General features: G+C 35.5%; 17 protein-coding genes and 1 tRNA gene. 3 read left to right on the top strand and 15 right to left on the bottom strand.

Annotated elements, in window-relative coordinates; translation table 11 throughout:
• The first annotated feature begins 62 nt into the window (after nucleotides 1-62).
• The 3 genes from MTP08_RS02705 to recG all read left to right on the top strand — a co-directional run bounded on the left by MTP08_RS02705 (nucleotide 63) and on the right by recG (nucleotide 4,300).
• Nucleotides 63-1,541 carry a peptide MFS transporter gene (locus MTP08_RS02705; protein WP_243576947.1) on the top strand — a complete coding sequence of 493 codons (1,479 nt, stop codon included), beginning with the start codon at nucleotides 63-65 and terminating at the stop codon, nucleotides 1,539-1,541.
• A 28-nt stretch (nucleotides 1,542-1,569) separates the two neighbouring features.
• Nucleotides 1,570-2,103 carry a thioredoxin family protein gene (locus MTP08_RS02700; RefSeq protein WP_243576946.1) on the top strand — a complete coding sequence of 178 codons (534 nt, stop codon included), beginning with the start codon at nucleotides 1,570-1,572 and terminating at the stop codon, nucleotides 2,101-2,103.
• A gap of 112 nt (nucleotides 2,104-2,215) precedes the next feature.
• The gene (recG, locus tag MTP08_RS02695) at nucleotides 2,216-4,300 is read left to right on the top strand and encodes an ATP-dependent DNA helicase RecG (protein ID WP_243576945.1); all 2,085 of its coding nucleotides are present in this window, start codon (nucleotides 2,216-2,218) and stop codon (nucleotides 4,298-4,300) included.
• A gap of 342 nt (nucleotides 4,301-4,642) precedes the next feature.
• On the opposite strand, the gene MTP08_RS02690 is transcribed toward recG, so the two are convergent.
• From MTP08_RS02690 to MTP08_RS02620, 15 genes are all read right to left on the bottom strand, one after another.
• Nucleotides 4,643-4,716 (bottom strand) — tRNA-Asn (locus MTP08_RS02690).
• Between the two features lie 280 nt (nucleotides 4,717-4,996).
• A complete protein-coding gene (locus tag MTP08_RS02685) occupies nucleotides 4,997-6,382 on the bottom strand; it encodes an NADH-quinone oxidoreductase subunit N (RefSeq protein ID WP_243576944.1) in 1,386 nt (461 codons plus the stop codon).
• A gap of 118 nt (nucleotides 6,383-6,500) precedes the next feature.
• Nucleotides 6,501-7,997, bottom strand: a complete 1,497-nt coding sequence (locus tag MTP08_RS02680) for a complex I subunit 4 family protein (protein WP_243576943.1) — start codon at nucleotides 7,995-7,997, stop codon at nucleotides 6,501-6,503.
• Entirely contained in the window at nucleotides 7,997-9,910 is a 1,914-nt protein-coding gene (nuoL, locus tag MTP08_RS02675) for an NADH-quinone oxidoreductase subunit L (RefSeq protein ID WP_209389170.1), read from the bottom strand. Before nuoL ends, MTP08_RS02680 begins: the two co-directional genes overlap by 1 nt.
• A 6-nt stretch (nucleotides 9,911-9,916) precedes the next feature.
• On the bottom strand, nucleotides 9,917-10,246 hold the full coding sequence (gene nuoK / locus MTP08_RS02670) for an NADH-quinone oxidoreductase subunit NuoK (RefSeq protein WP_209389169.1): 330 nt from the start codon (nucleotides 10,244-10,246) through the stop codon (nucleotides 9,917-9,919).
• A 4-nt stretch (nucleotides 10,247-10,250) separates the two neighbouring features.
• Nucleotides 10,251-10,748 (bottom strand): NADH-quinone oxidoreductase subunit J family protein, encoded by a 498-nt coding sequence (locus MTP08_RS02665; protein ID WP_209389168.1) that lies wholly within the window; start codon nucleotides 10,746-10,748, stop codon nucleotides 10,251-10,253.
• Entirely contained in the window at nucleotides 10,748-11,305 is a 558-nt protein-coding gene (locus tag MTP08_RS02660; RefSeq protein ID WP_209389167.1) for a NuoI/complex I 23 kDa subunit family protein, read from the bottom strand. Before MTP08_RS02660 ends, MTP08_RS02665 begins: the two co-directional genes overlap by 1 nt.
• A 156-nt stretch (nucleotides 11,306-11,461) precedes the next feature.
• Nucleotides 11,462-12,526 carry an NADH-quinone oxidoreductase subunit NuoH gene (gene nuoH, locus MTP08_RS02655; RefSeq protein WP_243576942.1) on the bottom strand — a complete coding sequence of 355 codons (1,065 nt, stop codon included), beginning with the start codon at nucleotides 12,524-12,526 and terminating at the stop codon, nucleotides 11,462-11,464.
• 37 nt (nucleotides 12,527-12,563) lie between these two features.
• A complete protein-coding gene (locus tag MTP08_RS02650) occupies nucleotides 12,564-13,592 on the bottom strand; it encodes a 2Fe-2S iron-sulfur cluster-binding protein (RefSeq protein WP_243576941.1) in 1,029 nt (342 codons plus the stop codon).
• A gap of 42 nt (nucleotides 13,593-13,634) precedes the next feature.
• The gene (locus MTP08_RS02645) at nucleotides 13,635-14,519 is read right to left on the bottom strand and encodes a hypothetical protein (protein ID WP_243576940.1); all 885 of its coding nucleotides are present in this window, start codon (nucleotides 14,517-14,519) and stop codon (nucleotides 13,635-13,637) included.
• 1 nt (nucleotide 14,520) lies between these two features.
• Complete coding sequence (gene nuoF / locus MTP08_RS02640) at nucleotides 14,521-15,879, bottom strand: NADH-quinone oxidoreductase subunit NuoF (RefSeq protein WP_243576939.1); 1,359 nt, start codon at nucleotides 15,877-15,879, stop codon at nucleotides 14,521-14,523.
• A gap of 74 nt (nucleotides 15,880-15,953) precedes the next feature.
• Complete coding sequence (locus tag MTP08_RS02635; RefSeq protein ID WP_209389162.1) at nucleotides 15,954-16,463, bottom strand: NADH-quinone oxidoreductase subunit NuoE family protein; 510 nt, start codon at nucleotides 16,461-16,463, stop codon at nucleotides 15,954-15,956.
• Nucleotides 16,464-16,564: 101 nt separating this feature from the next.
• Nucleotides 16,565-17,788 carry an NADH-quinone oxidoreductase subunit D gene (locus MTP08_RS02630; protein WP_209389161.1) on the bottom strand — a complete coding sequence of 408 codons (1,224 nt, stop codon included), beginning with the start codon at nucleotides 17,786-17,788 and terminating at the stop codon, nucleotides 16,565-16,567.
• A 66-nt stretch (nucleotides 17,789-17,854) separates the two neighbouring features.
• Nucleotides 17,855-18,349, bottom strand: coding sequence for an NADH-quinone oxidoreductase subunit C (locus MTP08_RS02625; protein ID WP_243576938.1), 495 nt, complete (start codon nucleotides 18,347-18,349; stop codon nucleotides 17,855-17,857).
• Between the two features lie 36 nt (nucleotides 18,350-18,385).
• The gene (locus MTP08_RS02620) at nucleotides 18,386-18,946 is read right to left on the bottom strand and encodes an NADH-quinone oxidoreductase subunit B (protein WP_209389159.1); all 561 of its coding nucleotides are present in this window, start codon (nucleotides 18,944-18,946) and stop codon (nucleotides 18,386-18,388) included.
• Nucleotides 18,947-19,001 lie beyond the last annotated feature (55 nt).

Here is a 19,001-nt window from a genome sequence, read left to right as displayed (position 1 = left end):
CAATAATTCTTACTTATCAATAATAAGAAATTATTGTTTTTTTCATTTATAAACAATCACTTATGAGTCTTAGCCTAGAAGAAATACAAAATTTTAAAGGAAAATATCCTAAACAACTTTGGACACTTTTTACCGTAGAAATGTGGGAACGTTTCTGCTTCTACGGAATGCGAGGGGTACTTACATACTTTATGGTAGACCAGCTATTATTAAAAGATGGCGTAGCAAATCTGCAATATGGTGCCATTCAGGCTTTTGTATATGCATTTACTTTTATTGGCGGAATTTTCGCAGATAAAATTTTAGGATTTAGAAAATCTCTTTTCTTTGGCGGAATCGTGATGGTAATCGGTAATTCACTGATTGCTTTTTCACCAAAAGAACTTTTTTATATTGGAATTGCATTTTCAATCATCGGAACGGGATTTTTTAAACCTAACGTGTCTTCGATGGTTGGAGAACTCTACGATGAAAAAGATCCGAGAAGAGACGCCGGATACGGGATGTTCTATGCCGGAATTAATATTGGAGGCCTTTTAGGAGGTGCTCTATGTATTTACTTAGGAAAATATCATTCCTGGACTTTATGTTTTCTTGCAGCTGCTTTGGTGATGGTTATTGGTTTATTAACTTTCCTTTTTACCAAAAAAAATCTGGGACCTATCGGAAACTCTCCCCTGCTCAATCTGGAACCATCAAAAAGAAGAATGCGCGAAATTGCTGTGTATGTACTTTCCATATTAAGCATCCCTTTAATCTTCATTATGGTGAAAAATACCGATTATACAGACTATTTTATGTACACTATCGGAATTATTGCAGTAGGTTATTTTGTTTATGAATTAATCAGACTGGAGATTTCAAATCTTCAGAAAAAATTAATTGCTGCTTTTGCATTTATATTTTTCTATTTTCTTTTTAATGCCATTTACGAGCAAAGTGGCGGCTCACTTTCTTTATTTGCCAAAGATAATTTGGATCATAATTTATTAGGATTCAATATGGATCCTAACGTTGTGAATAATAGTTCGAACACTTTATTTGTTATCATTTTAAGCCCCATCATCGGTTTATTGTGGCTTTGGTTAGCAAAGAAAAAGCTGGAACCGAACACTCTGATTAAATTTGGGATAGGATTTTTATTTCTTTCCGCTTCATTTTATATCTTTTATTACACAAAATTCTTCGCCAATGCAGAAGGGATCACTTCTTTGAATGTTTTTGCCTTTGCTTACTTCATCACTACCATTGGTGAACTTTGTCTGGGACCTATTGGTATGTCGATTATCACAAAACTATCTCCGAAAAGACTATTCGGAATGATGATGGGTTTATGGTTTTTGGCAAGTGCATTCGGTCAGCTTGCTGCGGGAAAATTGGGTGCAGAAATTTCAGAATCTAATACAGGAAAAGACTTAGTTTCTAAATTGCAGTCTTACACGGACGGATATTACCAATTGGCTATATATGCACTAATTGCCGGAGTGGTATTAATTTTGATATCTCCATTCATCAAAAAATTAATGCAGGAAGTAAAATAATACTTTTGGCATATCATAAATTTCTAGTATGAAAAGATCAATAAGTTTTATTTTCCTTTTTTTGATTACTCTGAATTTTGCTCAGGTAAAATGGATGACTATTGAAGAAGCTTTGAAAGCCCAAAAAACACAGCCTAAAAAAATACTTATTGATTTTTATGCAGATTGGTGCGGTCCCTGCAAAATAATGGATAAAAAAACATACGGACACACTACCATTTCAGAATTTTTGAATGAAAATTATTACCCTGTAAAATTTAATGCTGAAGAGAAAAAGACGATAGAAATTTTTGGAAGAAAATTTTCAAATGAAAATTCAGCACAGAAAAGAGGACGAAATTCTCTACACCAATTTACACAGTTTATGAACGTTAATGCAGTTCCAAGCACAGTTTTTTTGGATGAGCAAGGCAAACCGATTACAATTTTGCAGGGTGAATTGTCTGCGAAAGAGCTGGAGCCTTATCTTTCGTTTATTTCCGGGGATTTATACAAAAAAATTAAAACGCGTGAAGACTGGGAAGACTATCAGAAAAAATTCAAATCAAAAATAAAAGATTAATACATTGCGAAAATGTAGAATTAAGACTTTCAAAATTTTGGAAGTCTTTTTTATTTTACCGAAATTCGAAACTTTATTTTCATATTAAATCCGTATCAGGAATTTTAAATAAATGACTTTAGAAACTCCCATAGAATTTGTAAAAGGAATCGGTTCCGAACGTGCCAAACTCATCAAAAATGTGTTGGGAATTTCTACTGTGGAAGGTTTTCTTAATTTTTATCCTATACGATATCTGGATAAAAGCAAGGTTTTTACCGTTTCTGGTCTTCAGGAAACCAGCATTGAAGTTCAGCTGAAAGGAAAAATAACTTCTGTTCAGGAAATTCAGACCGGAAAAACAAAGAGGTTAACGGCAAAATTTAATGATTCTACCGGAACAATGGATTTGGTATGGTTTCAATACTCAAAATGGTTGAAAGAACAGATTCCTATCAACCGTGAAGTCTATATTTTCGGAAAAATCAATGTTTTTAATCATCAGTTTTCTATGCCTCATCCTGAAATTGAAGCTGAAGAAAATAAAGAAGCAGAAACAAGGCTCAAACCCATTTATCCAAGCTCGGAAAAGCTCAGCAAAAGAGGTTTAAACCAAAAGTTTTTTCAGAATGTTTTAAGGAATATCTGCAAAGAAATCCCTGGTTTAATTCAGGAAAATCTGCCGGAATCTCTTATTCGTCATTATCAGTTTTTATCCAGACAACACACCTTTCTGAATATTCATTTCCCAAAAGATCAGCAACATTTTGAAAGGGCAGATTATCGGTTAAGATTTGAAGAATCCTTTTTTTTCCAATTGGGTTATGCTTTAAAAAAGCTTCATCATAAAACACAGTCCGTAGGAAATCCTTTCCCCATTGTAGGAGATTATTTTACCAGATTTTACGAAAATCATCTTCCTTTTGATTTAACAAATGCCCAAAAAAAAGTTTTAAAGGAGATAAGAATGGATATGAAAAGGCCCATCCAGATGAACCGACTTTTGCAGGGCGATGTAGGTTCTGGAAAAACGATGGTGGCTTTATTAACGATGCTTATTGCTTTAGACAACGGCTTTCAAAGCTGTTTAATGGCTCCTACAGAAATTCTCGCCCAACAGCATTACAATGGAATTAAAGATTTACTGAAAGATACCGAAATAAAAGTAAGTCTTCTAACCGGATCTGTAAAAGCTTCCGCAAGAAAAATGATTCATGAGGAATTGGAAAATGGCGAACTTTCTATTTTAGTGGGAACTCATGCTATTTTGGAAGATAAGGTGAAATTTAAAAACCTCGGTTTGGCAATTATTGATGAGCAGCACCGTTTCGGCGTTGCACAAAGAGCTAAACTTTGGGCAAAAAATAAAATTCCGCCCCATATTCTGGTGATGACGGCAACCCCTATTCCGAGAACTTTGGCGATGAGCTTTTATTCTGACCTTGATGTTTCTGTAATAGACGAAATGCCCGTTGGAAGAAAACCCATTATCACCGCCCACAGAAGAGAAAAAGATAGGGCTTATGTGTATAATTTCTGCCATGAAGAAATAAGAAATGGACGACAAATTTATTTCGTTTATCCTTTAATTGAAGAATCTGAAACTTTAGATTATAAAAACCTGATGGAAGGTCTGGAACATGTCATGGATAATTTTTCTAATTACAGCGTTACCATGCTTCATGGGAAAATGAAACCGGATGAAAAGGATGCTGCAATGAATTATTTCGCTTCGGGAAAATCGCAGATTATGGTAGCAACAACGGTAATTGAAGTGGGTGTAAATGTTCCGAACGCCTCGGTGATGGTTATTGAAAGTGCTGAAAGATTCGGGCTTTCTCAGCTTCATCAACTTCGTGGAAGAGTGGGAAGAGGTGCAGAACAGAGCTATTGTATTCTCATGACTTCCGATAAATTATCAAGCGACAGCCGAACAAGAATTAAAACTATGGTAGAAACCAACGACGGTTTTAAAATTTCTGAAGTTGATATGCAGCTTCGTGGTCCGGGAGATATTTTGGGAACTCAGCAAAGCGGTGTCGTAGATTTTAAAAGACTGGATTTAGTCAATGATGCCGCAATCATTAAAAACACCAAAGGTTTGGTCGAAAAAATTCTGGAAGCCGATCCGCATTTATCAAAACCAGACAATCAGATTATTAAAAATTATTATTTACAGAATTATAAAGGGAAGAATAAGTGGAGTAAGATTTCGTGATTGCTCTATTTAATTAATAGCATTTCACTAAAGCCTAAGAATAAGATTTCTTGCCTTGAAATATAAGCTATCAATTTTTTTGAGGTTAAATTTAAGTCAAAAAAAAATGGTTTGATTGTTGAAAAGGGTAATGAAAACGATGACAACAAAAACATTGCACTATTAAGGATATTCCTTTTTTTAATTCAATAGTGAAAGGTCGTTACAAAGTAATGAAATCCTTTATTTCCGCTCAAAATCTATTTTTCATAAAATAAAATAGCCTTTTCCTATTCAAAAAAATTTTAATAGCAATAATCATCCTTAAAATAAAAAAGACTTACATTTCTGTAAGTCTTTTTGCTCCTCCTGCTGGGCTCGAACCAGCGACCCTCTGATTAACAGTCAGATGCTCTAACCAACTGAGCTAAGGAGGAATGTCCTTGTTTTTAAGTGGTGCAAATATAAAATGAAAAATAATATTAACCAAATATTTCTTCAATAAAATTCCCATAAACACCCTATAAAACTATATTTCAGAAACTTAAATTTCAAATATTTTTTAAAAATTTATTTCATTCTAGTAATAATTTACAAAGTATATAATATCAAAAATTAATTGAATGCCAATTTTAATAACTTTAAGATAGAATTAGCATCACATAATAAAAGCACAGCTAATAGCCGTGCTTTTTTCTTATTATTAGTAATAATTATTTATAATCCAAATTGCTTAGCAAATAAGTCTGGGAAAATACCCAAAATAACCAATGATGCAATAATAACAACTGCTACAATATTATAAGTAACTGTAACTCTTTCTGTTGTTTTAAAACTAGATTCTTTATAAAAAAACATGGCAATAATCAACCTTAAATAATAAGCAATTGAAATTGCAGAACCTAATACCGCTACTATAACTAAAAATGCATTGTTGTCTCTTGATAAAGCTTGAGAAAACAATGAGAATTTACCCATAAAACCTGCGGTTAACGGTATTCCTGCCATGGAGAGTAAAGAAACAGTGGCTACAACAGCCAAAAGCGGCTCAGATTTCGCCAATCCTTTAAAAGCTCCATAAGAGGTTTCCCTTTTTAGTTTTTCTACCCAAATTAAACACATAAAAACGCCAACTGTAGCTAAAGAATATGCAAATAAATAAAATGCTAAAGTATAAGTAGATAAAGTATTCATTCCAAAGAAAACTAGACCAATATAACCCGCATGTGATACAGACGAATACGCCAACATTCTTTTTGCATTGGTTTGAGCCAATCCCATTACGTTTGCCAACAGTAATGTTATGATGATAAATACTCCAAGAATATTAATCCATTCATGCGTTACTCCAGAGAATCCGATAGTCATTAATCTAAATAAAGCAAAAAATCCTGAAATCTTAACAACACTTGCCATAAAAGCAGTAATTAAAGATGGTGATCCCTGATAAACATCTGGGCTCCACATGTGGAACGGAGCTAATGCCACTTTAAAAGCCATAGCACAAAGCATTAAAACAGCTCCAAGAATAAGCATTCCGTTTTTAGGGTTTACTGTGGTAAAATCCTGAATTCTATATAAATCAAACGTTCCGGTACTTCCATATATGAATGCAATTCCTAACAGTAAAAAACCTGTCGCAAAAGCACCCATTAAAAAATATTTTAATGAAGCTTCATTGGATCTCAAATCAGTTTTATTCGCTCCTGCCATTACATATAAAGGAATAGACAGAATTTCGATACCAATAAATAATGTTACTAAATTCTGATATCCGAACAGTATGAAACTCCCGCATAATGCAAAAAGCATTAATGCATATAATTCGGACTGATGGTTTCTGTGATTGCTGAATGCAAAACCTCCTAAAAAGAATAAAAGCAGCGTTATTACGATTGAAATTTTGGTAAACAAAGCTGTATTGGCTCCGTATTCATACATTAATCTGTACTTTTCGAAGAAAGAAGCTTCGGGTAAAAAACTCACATACAAAGCGACGATTAATCCAAAAATCCCAATGTATCTTGCGAATTTTCCTTTTTCAAAAACTCCCGTGAATAATGCAGCAACGGCTGTCAGGAAAACAATAATTAAAACACTCATAATATAGATTTGAGATTCGAGAATTGAGATTCAGAGAAATCTATACATCTCAATTTCATTATTCTCTTATTTTTTAAATTATTTAATTAATCTTTTAATTTTTGAATCTTACGATCTTTTAATTAATTAAAGATGTATAAACAAATTTTAACGAAGTACCTACCATATCAATAATCGGTTGAGGAAAAATACCCAAAAGAATTACAAAAACAGCTATACTCGCTAAAACTGAAAACTCAACAGGCGATAAATCTTTAGCAGTACTCAAAACTGAAGCATCTCCTTCTCCAAACATTGCTTTTCCGTAAAATCTTAAAAGATAAACCGCACACAAAATAATGGTAAGACCAGCAATTACAGAGGCTAAAACATTAAAATCAAAAATAGATTTAATCAGGATAAATTCTCCAATAAACCCATTGGTTAAAGGTACTCCCATAGATCCTAATATAATTAAAAGGAAAAGTACTGCAAATTTAGGAGCCACTTTTGCCAATCCACCCATTTGTCTGATGTCTCTTGTTTTAAATCTCTTATACAAAATATCTGTACAGAAGAATAAACCGGCTACGTTTACACCGTGTGCAAAAGTTTGTACTAATGCTCCTTCGGCACCTTCTATTGTAAAAGTTCCTCTTAAAGTAAGCACCGCAGAGGCAAAAATACCTGCAACCATTAATCCAACGTGTGAAAATGATGAGTATGCAATGATTCTCTTCATATCATTCTGAATAATTGCAATTAAAGCTCCGTGAACAATCCCAATAATTGCAAGGATAATTACAATTTGTCCTGAAATTCCTAAGATTGCTGTTGGCGTAATAGGAAGCAAATATCGGATTACTCCATAAATTGCCATTTTCAGCATAATTCCCGACAATAGCATCGATCCCTGAGTAGGAGAATAAGTATAAGTATCTGGTTGCCAAGTATGAAATGGAAAAACCGGAAGTTTTACTGCAAATGCAAAGAAAATAAACCAAAATACTACAATCTGCTGTGTATCTGTAAGATCTGCATTATACAAATCGGTAACCGCAAATGAAGCCGAATGAATACCTACATAGATAATCCCCGCCAACATAAATAATGATCCTACAAATGTATATACAAAGAATTTTGTGGTAAATTCAAATCTTTTGTTTTCCTGCCCCCAAAGTGCCGCAATAAACCAAATCGGAATTAAAGTTACTTCCCAGAAAATGTAAAATAACAAACCATCTAAAGCAGTAAAAACCCCCACAAGACCAAACTGCATCATCAAAATAAGTCCGTAAAAAGAATTTTTGTAGCTTACATTTTCGTTATAAGATGACAGAATAATTAAAGGCGAAAGAATGTTGGTGAGCAACAGTAGAAGCATACTCATTCCGTCTATTCCTAGATGAATGCTGCTTTTAATGAATTTAGACCAAGGATAGGTAATCTCATATTGCAAACTGCTGTCTACAGTAAGATTGAAATCAAAATCCGAAAGCATATAAAATGTAACGAACATTTGAACCAATGCGATTCCCAGCGCCAAATATTTGCTGGAAGTATTTCTCCATGCAAAAACTAATCCCGAACCAACGAGAGGTAATAGTAATAATGTTAATAGTAAATAATAAGACATTATTGTAGTATAAAGTTAACAATCAGTATAATTCCCACAGCTAAGGCCATGATAAGAACATAGTTCTCTACATTACCGTTCTGAATACGTTTCATAGATTTTCCGCTATCTTCTGCACCTTCACCTACGTAATTCACAAAACGGTCTAAAACTCCTTTGTCGAACATTTTTCCTCCGCGTCCAAGTCCTTCAAAAGTTTTTACAATTAAGGCATTGTAAAGTTCATCCACATATAATTTCTTCGCAGAAAGTTTTTCCCAGCCAGTATAATCTTCTTCAGCTTTCGCCAATTTCTTTTTGTTGACATACATATTTTTAACGATAAACCAAACGGCAAAGAACATTAAAACTGTTGCTCCCAAAAGAATCATTTCCGTATTAAAATCAACTCCGGAAAGAGTTGCTTCCATTTTTTTAAAACTTTCTTCAGTAAGTACCGGTTTCAGCCACTCCATAAGTTTAGCATAATGACCATGCCCAATGAAATGCGGCAAGTTGATGAAACCTCCAATTACTGAAAGTATAGCCAAAATGATAAGCGGCAAAGTCATATTCATTGGGCTTTCATGCAAATGATGTTTCTGCTCTTCTGTTCCTCTAAACTCTCCGTGGAAAGTTAAGTAATACAGTCTGAACATATATGCCGCCGTAGTTGCTGCCAATATAAACAACATTACCCAGTAGATAGGATTTTTAGCAAAAGCCGCCACTAGAATTTCATCTTTAGAAATCATCCCTGAAAAGAAAGGGAATCCTGAAATTGCCAATGTTCCTATAAGAAAAGTGATGTGCGTTAATGGAATATATTTCTTTAAACCTCCCATAAATCTCATATCCTGTTCGTTGCTCATCGCATGGATTACAGAACCTGCTCCCAAGAATAATAAAGCTTTAAAGAAAGCGTGAGTCATCACGTGAAACATTGCTGTTGTATAAGCTCCCAATCCTAAAGCAATGAACATAAAACCAAGTTGAGAAACTGTAGAATATGCTAAAACTTTTTTGATATCGTTCTGACGCAAAGCGTAGAAACCGGCCAATGCTGCAGTTAAGAACCCTATTAATAAAATTCCGTCCTGAACTGTTGGTGCAAGTGTAAATAAGAAATTAGATCTCACTACCAAATAGATACCCGCTGTAACCATCGTAGCCGCGTGGATTAATGCAGAAACAGGAGTTGGTCCCGCCATTGCATCCGGTAACCAAGTATATAATGGGACCTGTGCAGATTTACCGATAGCTCCAATAAATAAACTCGCTGTAATAAATATGATGATATTTCCATCCAACTCAAATTTAGCAGCATTTTGTGCAACCGAAATATAATCTACAGAATTGGTTTGAGCTGCAATCATGAAGATTCCTATAAGTAAGCCAAGGTCACCAATTCTATTCATAATGAAAGCTTTTCTTGCAGCTTTACCATATTCCTGATTGGTATACCAAAATCCGATTAATAAATAAGAACAAAGACCTACACCTTCCCAACCGATGAACAAAATCATATAATTACTTCCCATTACCAAAAGTAACATAGAGAAGATAAAAAGATTTAAGTACGTGAAAAATTTATAAAAACCTTTATCATGACTCATGTATCCAATAGAATACAAGTGAATTAAAGATCCGATTCCGGTAATAATCATCACCATCATTAAGGATAACTGATCAATCTGAAACCCGAAGTTAATTAAAACCCCATTTACTCTGAACCATTCAAAAGCTTTAACAATTACAGCCGGGCTTTCTGAATCAAATTTCAAAAATAAGCTTACTGCAATACAAAAAGATCCAAAAACAGCAGCTGTTGCTAAACTTCCGACAACAATTTTTGGAAGATTTTTCCCAAACAGTCCGTTGATAAGAAAACCGATTAGTGGTAAAAGTACTATTGCATAAATTAAATTCTCCATTCTTTCTTATCCTTTTAATTTATTAAAAATTCCTACATCCACAGAACGGGTGTTTCTATACAGCATTGCAATGATAGCCAACCCAACCGCAACTTCTGCCGCTGCAACTACCATAATAAAGAAAACTAAAAGCTGACCGTCGCTATTGCCATTATAAGCAGCAAATGCAGCCAGTAAAAGGTTTACAGAATTCAGCATAAGCTCTACGCAGCCCAAAATTACAATCGCGTTTTTTCTGATTAATACTCCCAAAACTCCAAGGCAGAATAATACCGAAGAAAGAGTGATGAAATATTCCAAAGGGATGCTTTGCATAAATGTATTTACTTCTCCCATAATTTTATAAATCTTTTTTACCAATTAGTACCGCACCTACAATACCTGCCAAAATCAGGATGGAAGCAAGTTCGAACGGTAAAACATATTCATTAAACAAAAGTCTTCCAAGATTTTTTGTAAGACCAACTCCTTGATCTACATTTTCTACCAATACATGCTTTTCCTGAACACCTCTGAAAACGCCTAAAATTCCAACCAATAGAAGACCTGCTGTAAAAACTCCAATAAATTTTAAAGTATTGTTCTTCTTACTTTCGTCTTGCTTATTAAGATTAAGCATCATCAGAATATAAAGGAACAGAACCATAATGGCACCTGCATAAACAATAATCTGAATAATAGCAAGAAACTGTGCATTCAGAAGAATATACATTCCTGCAATAGAAAACATTGTAACAATTAATGACAGAATAGCATATAAAGGATTTTTTGCAAAAACGAAGTAAACCGCACTTGCCACTGCTAAAAACGCCACCAAGAAAAATAAAAACTGATCCATTATTTTACCGCATTTTTTTGTTTCTCGGATTGTCTTTCGGTGATATCAATCCTTTCATTTATTTTCTCAACCAATTTATCTTTACCATAGATAAAAGATCCTCTGTTGGTCTCAACATCCACCAATCTGTCTGTAAGATAAATTGCAGATTTCGGACAAGCTTCTTCACACATTCCGCAAAAGATACATCTCAACATATTGATTTCATATATTGAAGCATATTTTTCTTCTCTGTAAAGATTTTTCTCTTCTTTGGTTCTTTCAGCGGCAGTCATTGTAATAGCTTCTGCAGGACAAGCTACAGCACACAATCCGCAAGCAGTACATCTTTCTCGCCCTTCTTCGTCTCTTTTTAAAACATGTTGCCCTCTCCAGATATCTGCTCTTGGCTTCTGTACTTCGGGATAGGCATAAACTGCCGGAGCACGTTTTACAACGGTTCTTACAGCATGCTTAAAGGTGATTCCCATTCCCTTAAAAATCGCCGGAAGGTAGATTTTCTCAGAAAAGGTCATCTCTTTATTTGAAACAACTTTCGATCTGTTTGTAAGTTTCATTTTCTTTTATTATTAAATGTTGGAAGATGGAAGCCGGGTGATGAAAGTGTATTCCATCGCTGCTTCTCATCAGCTCATTTTCAAATTTATATCTTCTTGAGAATGTTAAAAAAGTTTATGTCATTTTCAACATTCTCAAATTATTTCATTTTCAAATTAATTACCGAAAGCAAGAATCACTGCTCCTGTAATCATCAAATTTACTAATGCCAAAGGAATTAAAGTTTTCCATCCTAAGTGCATCAACTGGTCGTATCTGAATCTTGGTAACGTCCATCTGATCCACATAAAAATTAAGATTCCGATTACTGTTTTAGTTAAAAATGCTACAATACTCAAAATACCTGCAGTATTTTCTCCCCAATTTTGGATAACCCATTCAATTCCCGGATAATTGTATCCTCCGAAGAAAAGAACGACCATGAAAGCATTGGAAATAAACATATTCACATATTCTCCAAACATGTATAAACCTAATTTCATTGAAGAATATTCGGTAGAATATCCTGTTACCAATTCAGATTCACATTCAGGTAAATCAAAAGGGTGACGGTTGGTTTCTGCCAAAGCGGCTACAAAGAAAATTAAGAATGCCAATGGCTGATAGAAAATATTCCAGTTCATCCCGGAACCAAAAGGAATAATTCCCCAAAGTTTACCTTCAGTCTGATTTTCGGTGATTACTTTTAAATCTAAACTTCCTGTCATCATAATGATAGAAAGCAGTGCAAGTCCCATTGCCAATTCGTAAGAAATCATCTGTGAAGAAGCTCTGATGGCACCTAATAATGAATATTTATTGTTAGAAGCCCAGCCTCCGATCATAATTCCATAAACTCCGATTGAAGCCATACCGATGATGAAAAGTACACCAACATCAATATTAGCAACTTGTAAATCGTAAGAAATCCCACCAAAATTTAATGTTTTTCCCCACGGAATAACCGCACCTGTAATTAATGAGATAAACATTACCAATGCAGGTCCTAATACAAAGAGAAATTTTTCTGCATTTGCCGGTGTAAAATCTTCTTTAAAGAAAAATTTACCTCCATCTGCAAGAGGTTGTAGCAAACCGAAAGGTCCTGCTCTGTTGGGTCCTATTCTGTCCTGCATGATAGATGCTACTTTTCTTTCTGCCCACGTAGAGTAAGCCGCTATCGTTAAAGATAAAAGGAAAAGCGCAAGTACAAGTATTAATTTAAATGTAATTAAATCCATATTAATTTATTTGAATTTTAATGGAGAATATCTCTCATTAAAGTACTTCGTTATCTAATTTTTGAATTTCTTTTTCGTCTTGAGAACCAATTTCTTTTGCATCTGTATTTTCTAGCACATTATAGCTATCTGTTTTCTTTTCGTAATGATTCAAAGAAATTACAGAATGTCTGTCTATATGTCTTGGTCCTTCTATATTCCAGTCGGAAACATTTTTTCTTTCAAAACGACAAGTATCGCAAATCCACTCTTCTACTTCTCCCCACTGGTCTTTTCTGGCAGTAACTCTCACGATTTCTTCACCTTTCATCCAAGCCACTGCTTTTCCTGAACATTTATCGCATTTGCAGGTAGCATTTAAAGGTTTTGTAAACCAAACTCTGCTCGCAAAACGTGCTGTTCTGTCTGTTAATGCACCTACCGGACAAACATCTATAACGTTTCCGATGAAATCATTATCCAAAGCTTTATTTAAGTAAGTAGAAATTTCGGCGTGATCTCCTCTGAAAAGAATTCCGTGTTCTCTTTCTCCGGTAAGCTGATTTGCAGCTAAAACGCATCTTGCACACAAGATACAACGGTTCATATTAAGCTTGATGTGCGGACCTAAATCGTCTGCATCATACGTATTTCTTTCAAACTCTGTTCTTGTATTTTCTACACCGTGTTCATACCCTAAATCCTGAAGATGGCATTCTCCGGCCTGGTCACAAATCGGGCAATCTAACGGGTGATTTACCAAAAGAAATTCGGTAACGGCTTTTCTTCCTTCCTGAGCTTTTTCGGAAGAAAGGTTTTTTACTTCCATCCCGTCCATCACATTGGTTCTGCAGCTTGCTACCAGTTTTGGCATAGGACGAGGATCTGCTTCAGACCCTTTAGAAACTTCTACAAGACAAGTTCTGCATCTTCCGCCACTGGTTTCCAGCTTACTGTAATAACACATTGCCGGAGGAACAGATTTCCCGCCGATTTGTCTTGCAGCTTCCAAAATAGAAGTTCCAGGCAAAACTTCGGTAGTTTGTCCGTCTATCGTTATTTTGAATTTTTTAACCTCTTCGCTCATATTCTATGCTTTTCGCTTATGCCTTAGCCATTAAGCTCTGTTTTAATTATACTTTTTCGTATTAAATGTATATCCGATTCCTGCCAAAACCTGCCCGAAAACAAAATCCTGACGGGCTTTATCCGGTTTGTTGTTCAATGTGGTTTTTATATCCCACATATTAATGTATCCGGCTTTTGCTTCTGCTCTCAACATCCAGTTTTTCCAGAATACCAAATTTAAGCTGGATCTTATATCGGTTCCCATTCCTGCTACGTGAAAACGGTCGCTTCTTTCATTTCCGAAGAGTTTAATATTACTTTTCGGGAACATTACGCCAATTCCGGCTCCGTAAGACCATACCAGATCTATATTTTTTTTATGAATAAGGTTATGATATTTTTCTAACCCTAAATTTTCATAATTCAACCCATCTGTATGCTCAAAAGTCAGAAACTGTGTATCAGATAAATCTACCTTTCCATTCTGTACCATTGCTGCATATTTGGGATCAGAAATAGTTCCTGAAAAATCAACCGTCTGATTTTGCTTCATTACATATTTCATATGATCTATCCCAAGAACCAAAGCTAAATTATCTTTAATAAAATATCCCAGTCTGAAATTATATTGTGTTACTGTAAACCAACTTGGATCGAAATAAACAATTCCAAATTTTGTAGGTTTATCTGTCGCCTGTACATTATTCAGCTGAAAATCATACCCGTTTCCGGTAAAATGAATATCAGAATTACTGAATGCTCCTCTGTTCCAACCAAAGAAAACGAATACCTGACCTTTTTTGCTTAAGGGCAAAGGCTTTTCCTTTTTCGCATAAGGAGCAGTATACACATCGTCCAATGATCTTTCTCGTAATGTATCTCTTTCTTTGGTTTGACCAAAAACTAAACCCGACACCATTAATCCGACAACCAATAAATTTTTCATCTTAAGCATTTTTTTCAACTGCCGGAATTGGATCTGCATAATGTGCTAATCCGTAATTTTGTGTCTGGCTAAGCTCAGGATTTTTCACATACCACTCAAATTCATCTCTGAAGTGTCTGATGGCTGCTGCAACAGGCCAAGCTGCTGCGTCACCTAAAGGACAAATGGTGTTTCCTTCAATTTTTCTCTGGATATCCCAAAGCAAATCTATATCTTCCATTTTTCCTTCGCCTTTCCAAATCTTCTTTAAAATTTTATACATCCAACCTGTTCCCTCACGACAAGGAGTACATTGTCCGCAACTTTCGTGGTTATAAAATCTAGCTAAAGTCATCGTATGTTCTACAACCGACTGATCTTCATCCAAAACGATAAACCCTCCTGAACCCATCATGGTTCCGGTAGCAAAGCCACCGTCTGCCAAAGATTCATAGTTCATATATCTCGGTTCTCCGTTTACGGTTTTCAATAACAAATTGGCAGGAACAATCGGAACAGAACTTCCTCCCGGGATACAGGCTTTCAGCTTTTTCCCATCTTTTATACCTCCACAATATTCGTCTGAATAAATAAATTCTTCAACGGTAATGGTCATATCAATCTCATAAACGCCAGGTTTATTGATGTTTCCACATGCAGAAATCAATTTTGTACCCGTAGACCTTCCTACACCAATTTTGGCATATTCTGCACCGCCTATTTCAATAATTGGGACAACAGCTGCAATAGATTCTACATTATTTACCACCGTTGGTCTTTCCCAAAGTCCTTTTACAGCCGGGAATGGTGGTTTTAGTCTAGGATTGCCTCTTTTACCTTCAAGAGATTCCAGCAAAGCGGTTTCTTCACCACAAATATAAGCTCCGGCTCCTCTCTGAACATAAATTTCAAGATCGAAACCTGTTCCTAAAATATTTTTACCTAAAAATCCTGCTGCCTTAGCTTCATCAATGGCTTCTTCCAAAATATCAGGAATCCATGAATATTCTCCACGTATGTAGATATATGAAGTGTTTGAGCCTAAAGTGTAAGATGAAATAAGCATCCCTTCAATCAAAAGATGAGGAAGAAATTCCATCAAATATCTGTCTTTGAAAGTCCCAGGTTCAGATTCGTCAGCGTTTACTACCAAGTGTCTTGGAACGCCTTCTGGTTTTGCAAGGAAACTCCATTTCATTCCCGTAGGGAAACCAGCTCCGCCACGACCACGAAGTCCTGAAGTTTTTACTTCTTCAAGAATTTCATCGGGAGTCATTTTCAGGGCTTTTTCCGCTGACTTATACCCTCCTTGTTTACGGTAGGTTTCAAAATAGCGAATTCCTTCTATATGTGCGTCTTTAAGTAAAAGTTTTTTACTCATTGTTATATGCTTTTAGCGACTGGATATAGCTTTCGGCTATTACTATTCGCTTTTTTTATTAGTTTAAAATTTATTTAGCCTAAGTCAACCTGTCCTTCTCTGCAAAGATCAAGGATTTCGTCTACTTTTTCTATCGTTAAATTTTCGTGGAAAAATTTCCCCAACTGCATCATCGGAGCATAGCCACAAGCACCGAGACATTCTGCAGGTTTTAAGGTAAACATCCCGTCTTCTGTAGTTTGTCCGTCTTTAATGTTTAGTTTTGTTCTGATATGGTCAAGGATTTTTTCACTACCGGAAACCATACAAGGTCCTGTTCTGCAAACTTCCAATACATATTTACCTACAGGTTTCATATTAAACATGGTATAAAAAGTGGCCACTTCATATACTTCAATTGGTTTAATGCTTAATAATCCTGCAACATAATCCATTACAGGAACGTCTAACCAACCCCCAAATTCTTTCTGTGCCAAATGCAAAACAGGAATAAGGGCAGATTTTTGTCTTCCTTCAGGATATCTCGCAATAATTTTATGTACCTGTGCTAAACTTTCAGGTTTAAAAGCAATTGTTTCGCTCATTTTCTTAATGTATTATTGTACAAAGTACAATGTACTAATGACTTTTTATTTTGTTTCATTGCAAATCGTTAATACATTTTACAATGATACATTTTACATTTTTATGCGTCTAACTCGCCCGCAATAATATTCATACTACACATCGTTACGATAGCATCCGATATTACAGAACCTGTAATCATCTCCGGATATGCCTGGTAATAGATAAAGCAAGGTCTTCTGAAATGCAGTCTGTATGGGCTTCTTCCACCGTCACTTACCAAATAGAAGCCTAGTTCTCCGTTTCCGCCTTCTACCGCATGGTAAACTTCTCCTTTTGGCACATCTGTTTCTCCCATTACAATTTTGAAGTGATAAATCAAAGCTTCCATTTTTTGATAAACGTCTGCTTTTTCCGGGAGATAAAAATCCGGAACATCCGCATGGAAAGGTCCTTCAGGAAGATTTTCGTAAGCTTGCTTAATGATTTTAATAGATTCCCAAATCTCCTGCTGACGAACCATGAAACGATCATAAGTATCGCCTGCAGTTCCTACCGGAATGATAAAATCAAAATCCTGATATGAAGAATAAGGCTGAGCAACTCTTACATCATAATCTACACCTGCTGCACGTAAATTAGGACCTGTAAAACCATAGCTTAAAGCTCTTTCTGCCGAAATTGCTCCGGTACCGATGGTTCTGTCCATAAATATTCTGTTTCTTTCCAAAAGATTACAGAACTCCTGAAATCTTGGCGGAAAGGTTTTTAAGAAATCTTTGAGCAACTCATGAAACTTCGGGGTGAAATCTCTTTCAAAACCTCCGATTCTTCCCATATTGGTTGTCATTCTTGCTCCACATATTTGCTCATACATATCATAGATACGCTCTCTTTCGATGAACATATAGGTAAGACCTGTAATCGCACCAGAATCCATCCCTGTAACACCGTTACAGATTAAATGGTCTCCAATTCTTGCTAATTCCATCAAAATAACACGCATATAATCTACACGCTTGGGAACTTCAACGCCGATCAGCTTTTCTACTGTCATATGCCAACCAAGATTATTGATAGGTGCAGAACAATAGTTCATACGGTCTGTAAGTGTAGTAATTTGAGAGAAATTTCTTCTTTCGGAAATTTTTTCAAAAGCTCTGTGGATATACCCAACAGTTTGCTCAGAATGCAAGATTCTTTCTCCATCCATGGTAAGAACATTCTGAAAGATTCCGTGAGTTGCAGGGTGAGTAGGTCCCAGATTCAGGGTATAAAGCTGCCCATCAATCTGTTCTTTACTGTCGTATTGATTAAGTATGTTAGATAAAGAGTTGTCTTTCATAATATATAATTGATAATTGATAGGTGATAATCGATATTAATCCATCATCATTAATCATTATATTTTTTATCTTCCGAACATGGAGTCATTCTTATCGGTTCTTGTACCATCTTCCAAACGATATTCTTTCAGCATAGGATGATAGCCAAGATCTTCCATATTCAGGATAGGTCTCAAATCCGGGTGACCTTTGAATTTAATTCCGAAGAAATCATACGTTTCTCGTTCCATCCAATTGGCTCCTGCAAAGAGTTCTGTCATAGAATCTACCTCCATATTTTCTCTTGTCATAAATGCTTTCAGACGTATTCTAACATTCGTCATCATATTATGCAGATGATATACTACTCCAATTTCTTTTTCCTTAATCTCAGGATAATGGATTCCACAAATGTCTGTAAGAAAATTAAATTCTAAAGAAGAATCTCTAAGATAATGAATAACTTTTTTAATATCTTCTTTTTTTATCTCCATCGTAAGCATTCCGTAAGGTTCTGAATGCGACAATACCGATTCAGGAAATTCTCTCGTAATGGCTTCTAATACAAATTCGTTGGTCATAATTCAATTCAAAATTAAAAATTCGTGTACTGAATTTTAATTGCTAATATTATAAGAATCCAAAAGGGCTTGATATTCCGGCGTATCTCTTCTTCTGATGCTTTCGCTTTCTGCCAAAGCCTGAACCTGCATAACACCTTCAATAATCTGTTCCGGTCTTGGCGGGCATCCGGGAACATAAACGTCTACCGGAATAATTTTATCAATACCCTGTAAAACAGAATATGTATCGAAAATACCACCGCTGGAAGCACATGCTCCAACAGCTACCACCCATTTCGGTTCTGCCATCTGAGTATAAACTTCCTTTAAAACAGGTCCCAGTTTTTTAGAAATAGTTCCGCAAACCATCAGCATATCTGCCTGTCTTGGTGAGAAAGAGTTTCTTTCCATCCCAAATCTTGAGGCATCATAAGTAGGATTTAAAGTCGCCATAAACTCGATACCACAACATGAGGTAGCAAACGGAAGCGGCCACAGAGAAAATTTTCTCGCCATCCCGATTACGCTGCTCAGTTTCGTTGCAAAAAAACCTTCTCCTTCAAATCCTTCAGGAGCCGGCGCATCTGTTCGTATAATTGGTTTTTGATCTGACATTTTTTTTAATTCTTAAATTGTTTAACCGCTTCTTCGTGAAAACAAATTATCGGTT

Source organism: Chryseobacterium oryzae (assembly GCF_022811665.1).
Classification (GTDB): domain Bacteria; phylum Bacteroidota; class Bacteroidia; order Flavobacteriales; family Weeksellaceae; genus Chryseobacterium; species Chryseobacterium oryzae.
The sequence above is the reverse complement of the archived record's forward strand: the minus strand, read 5'-3'. Positions and strand labels throughout refer to the sequence as shown.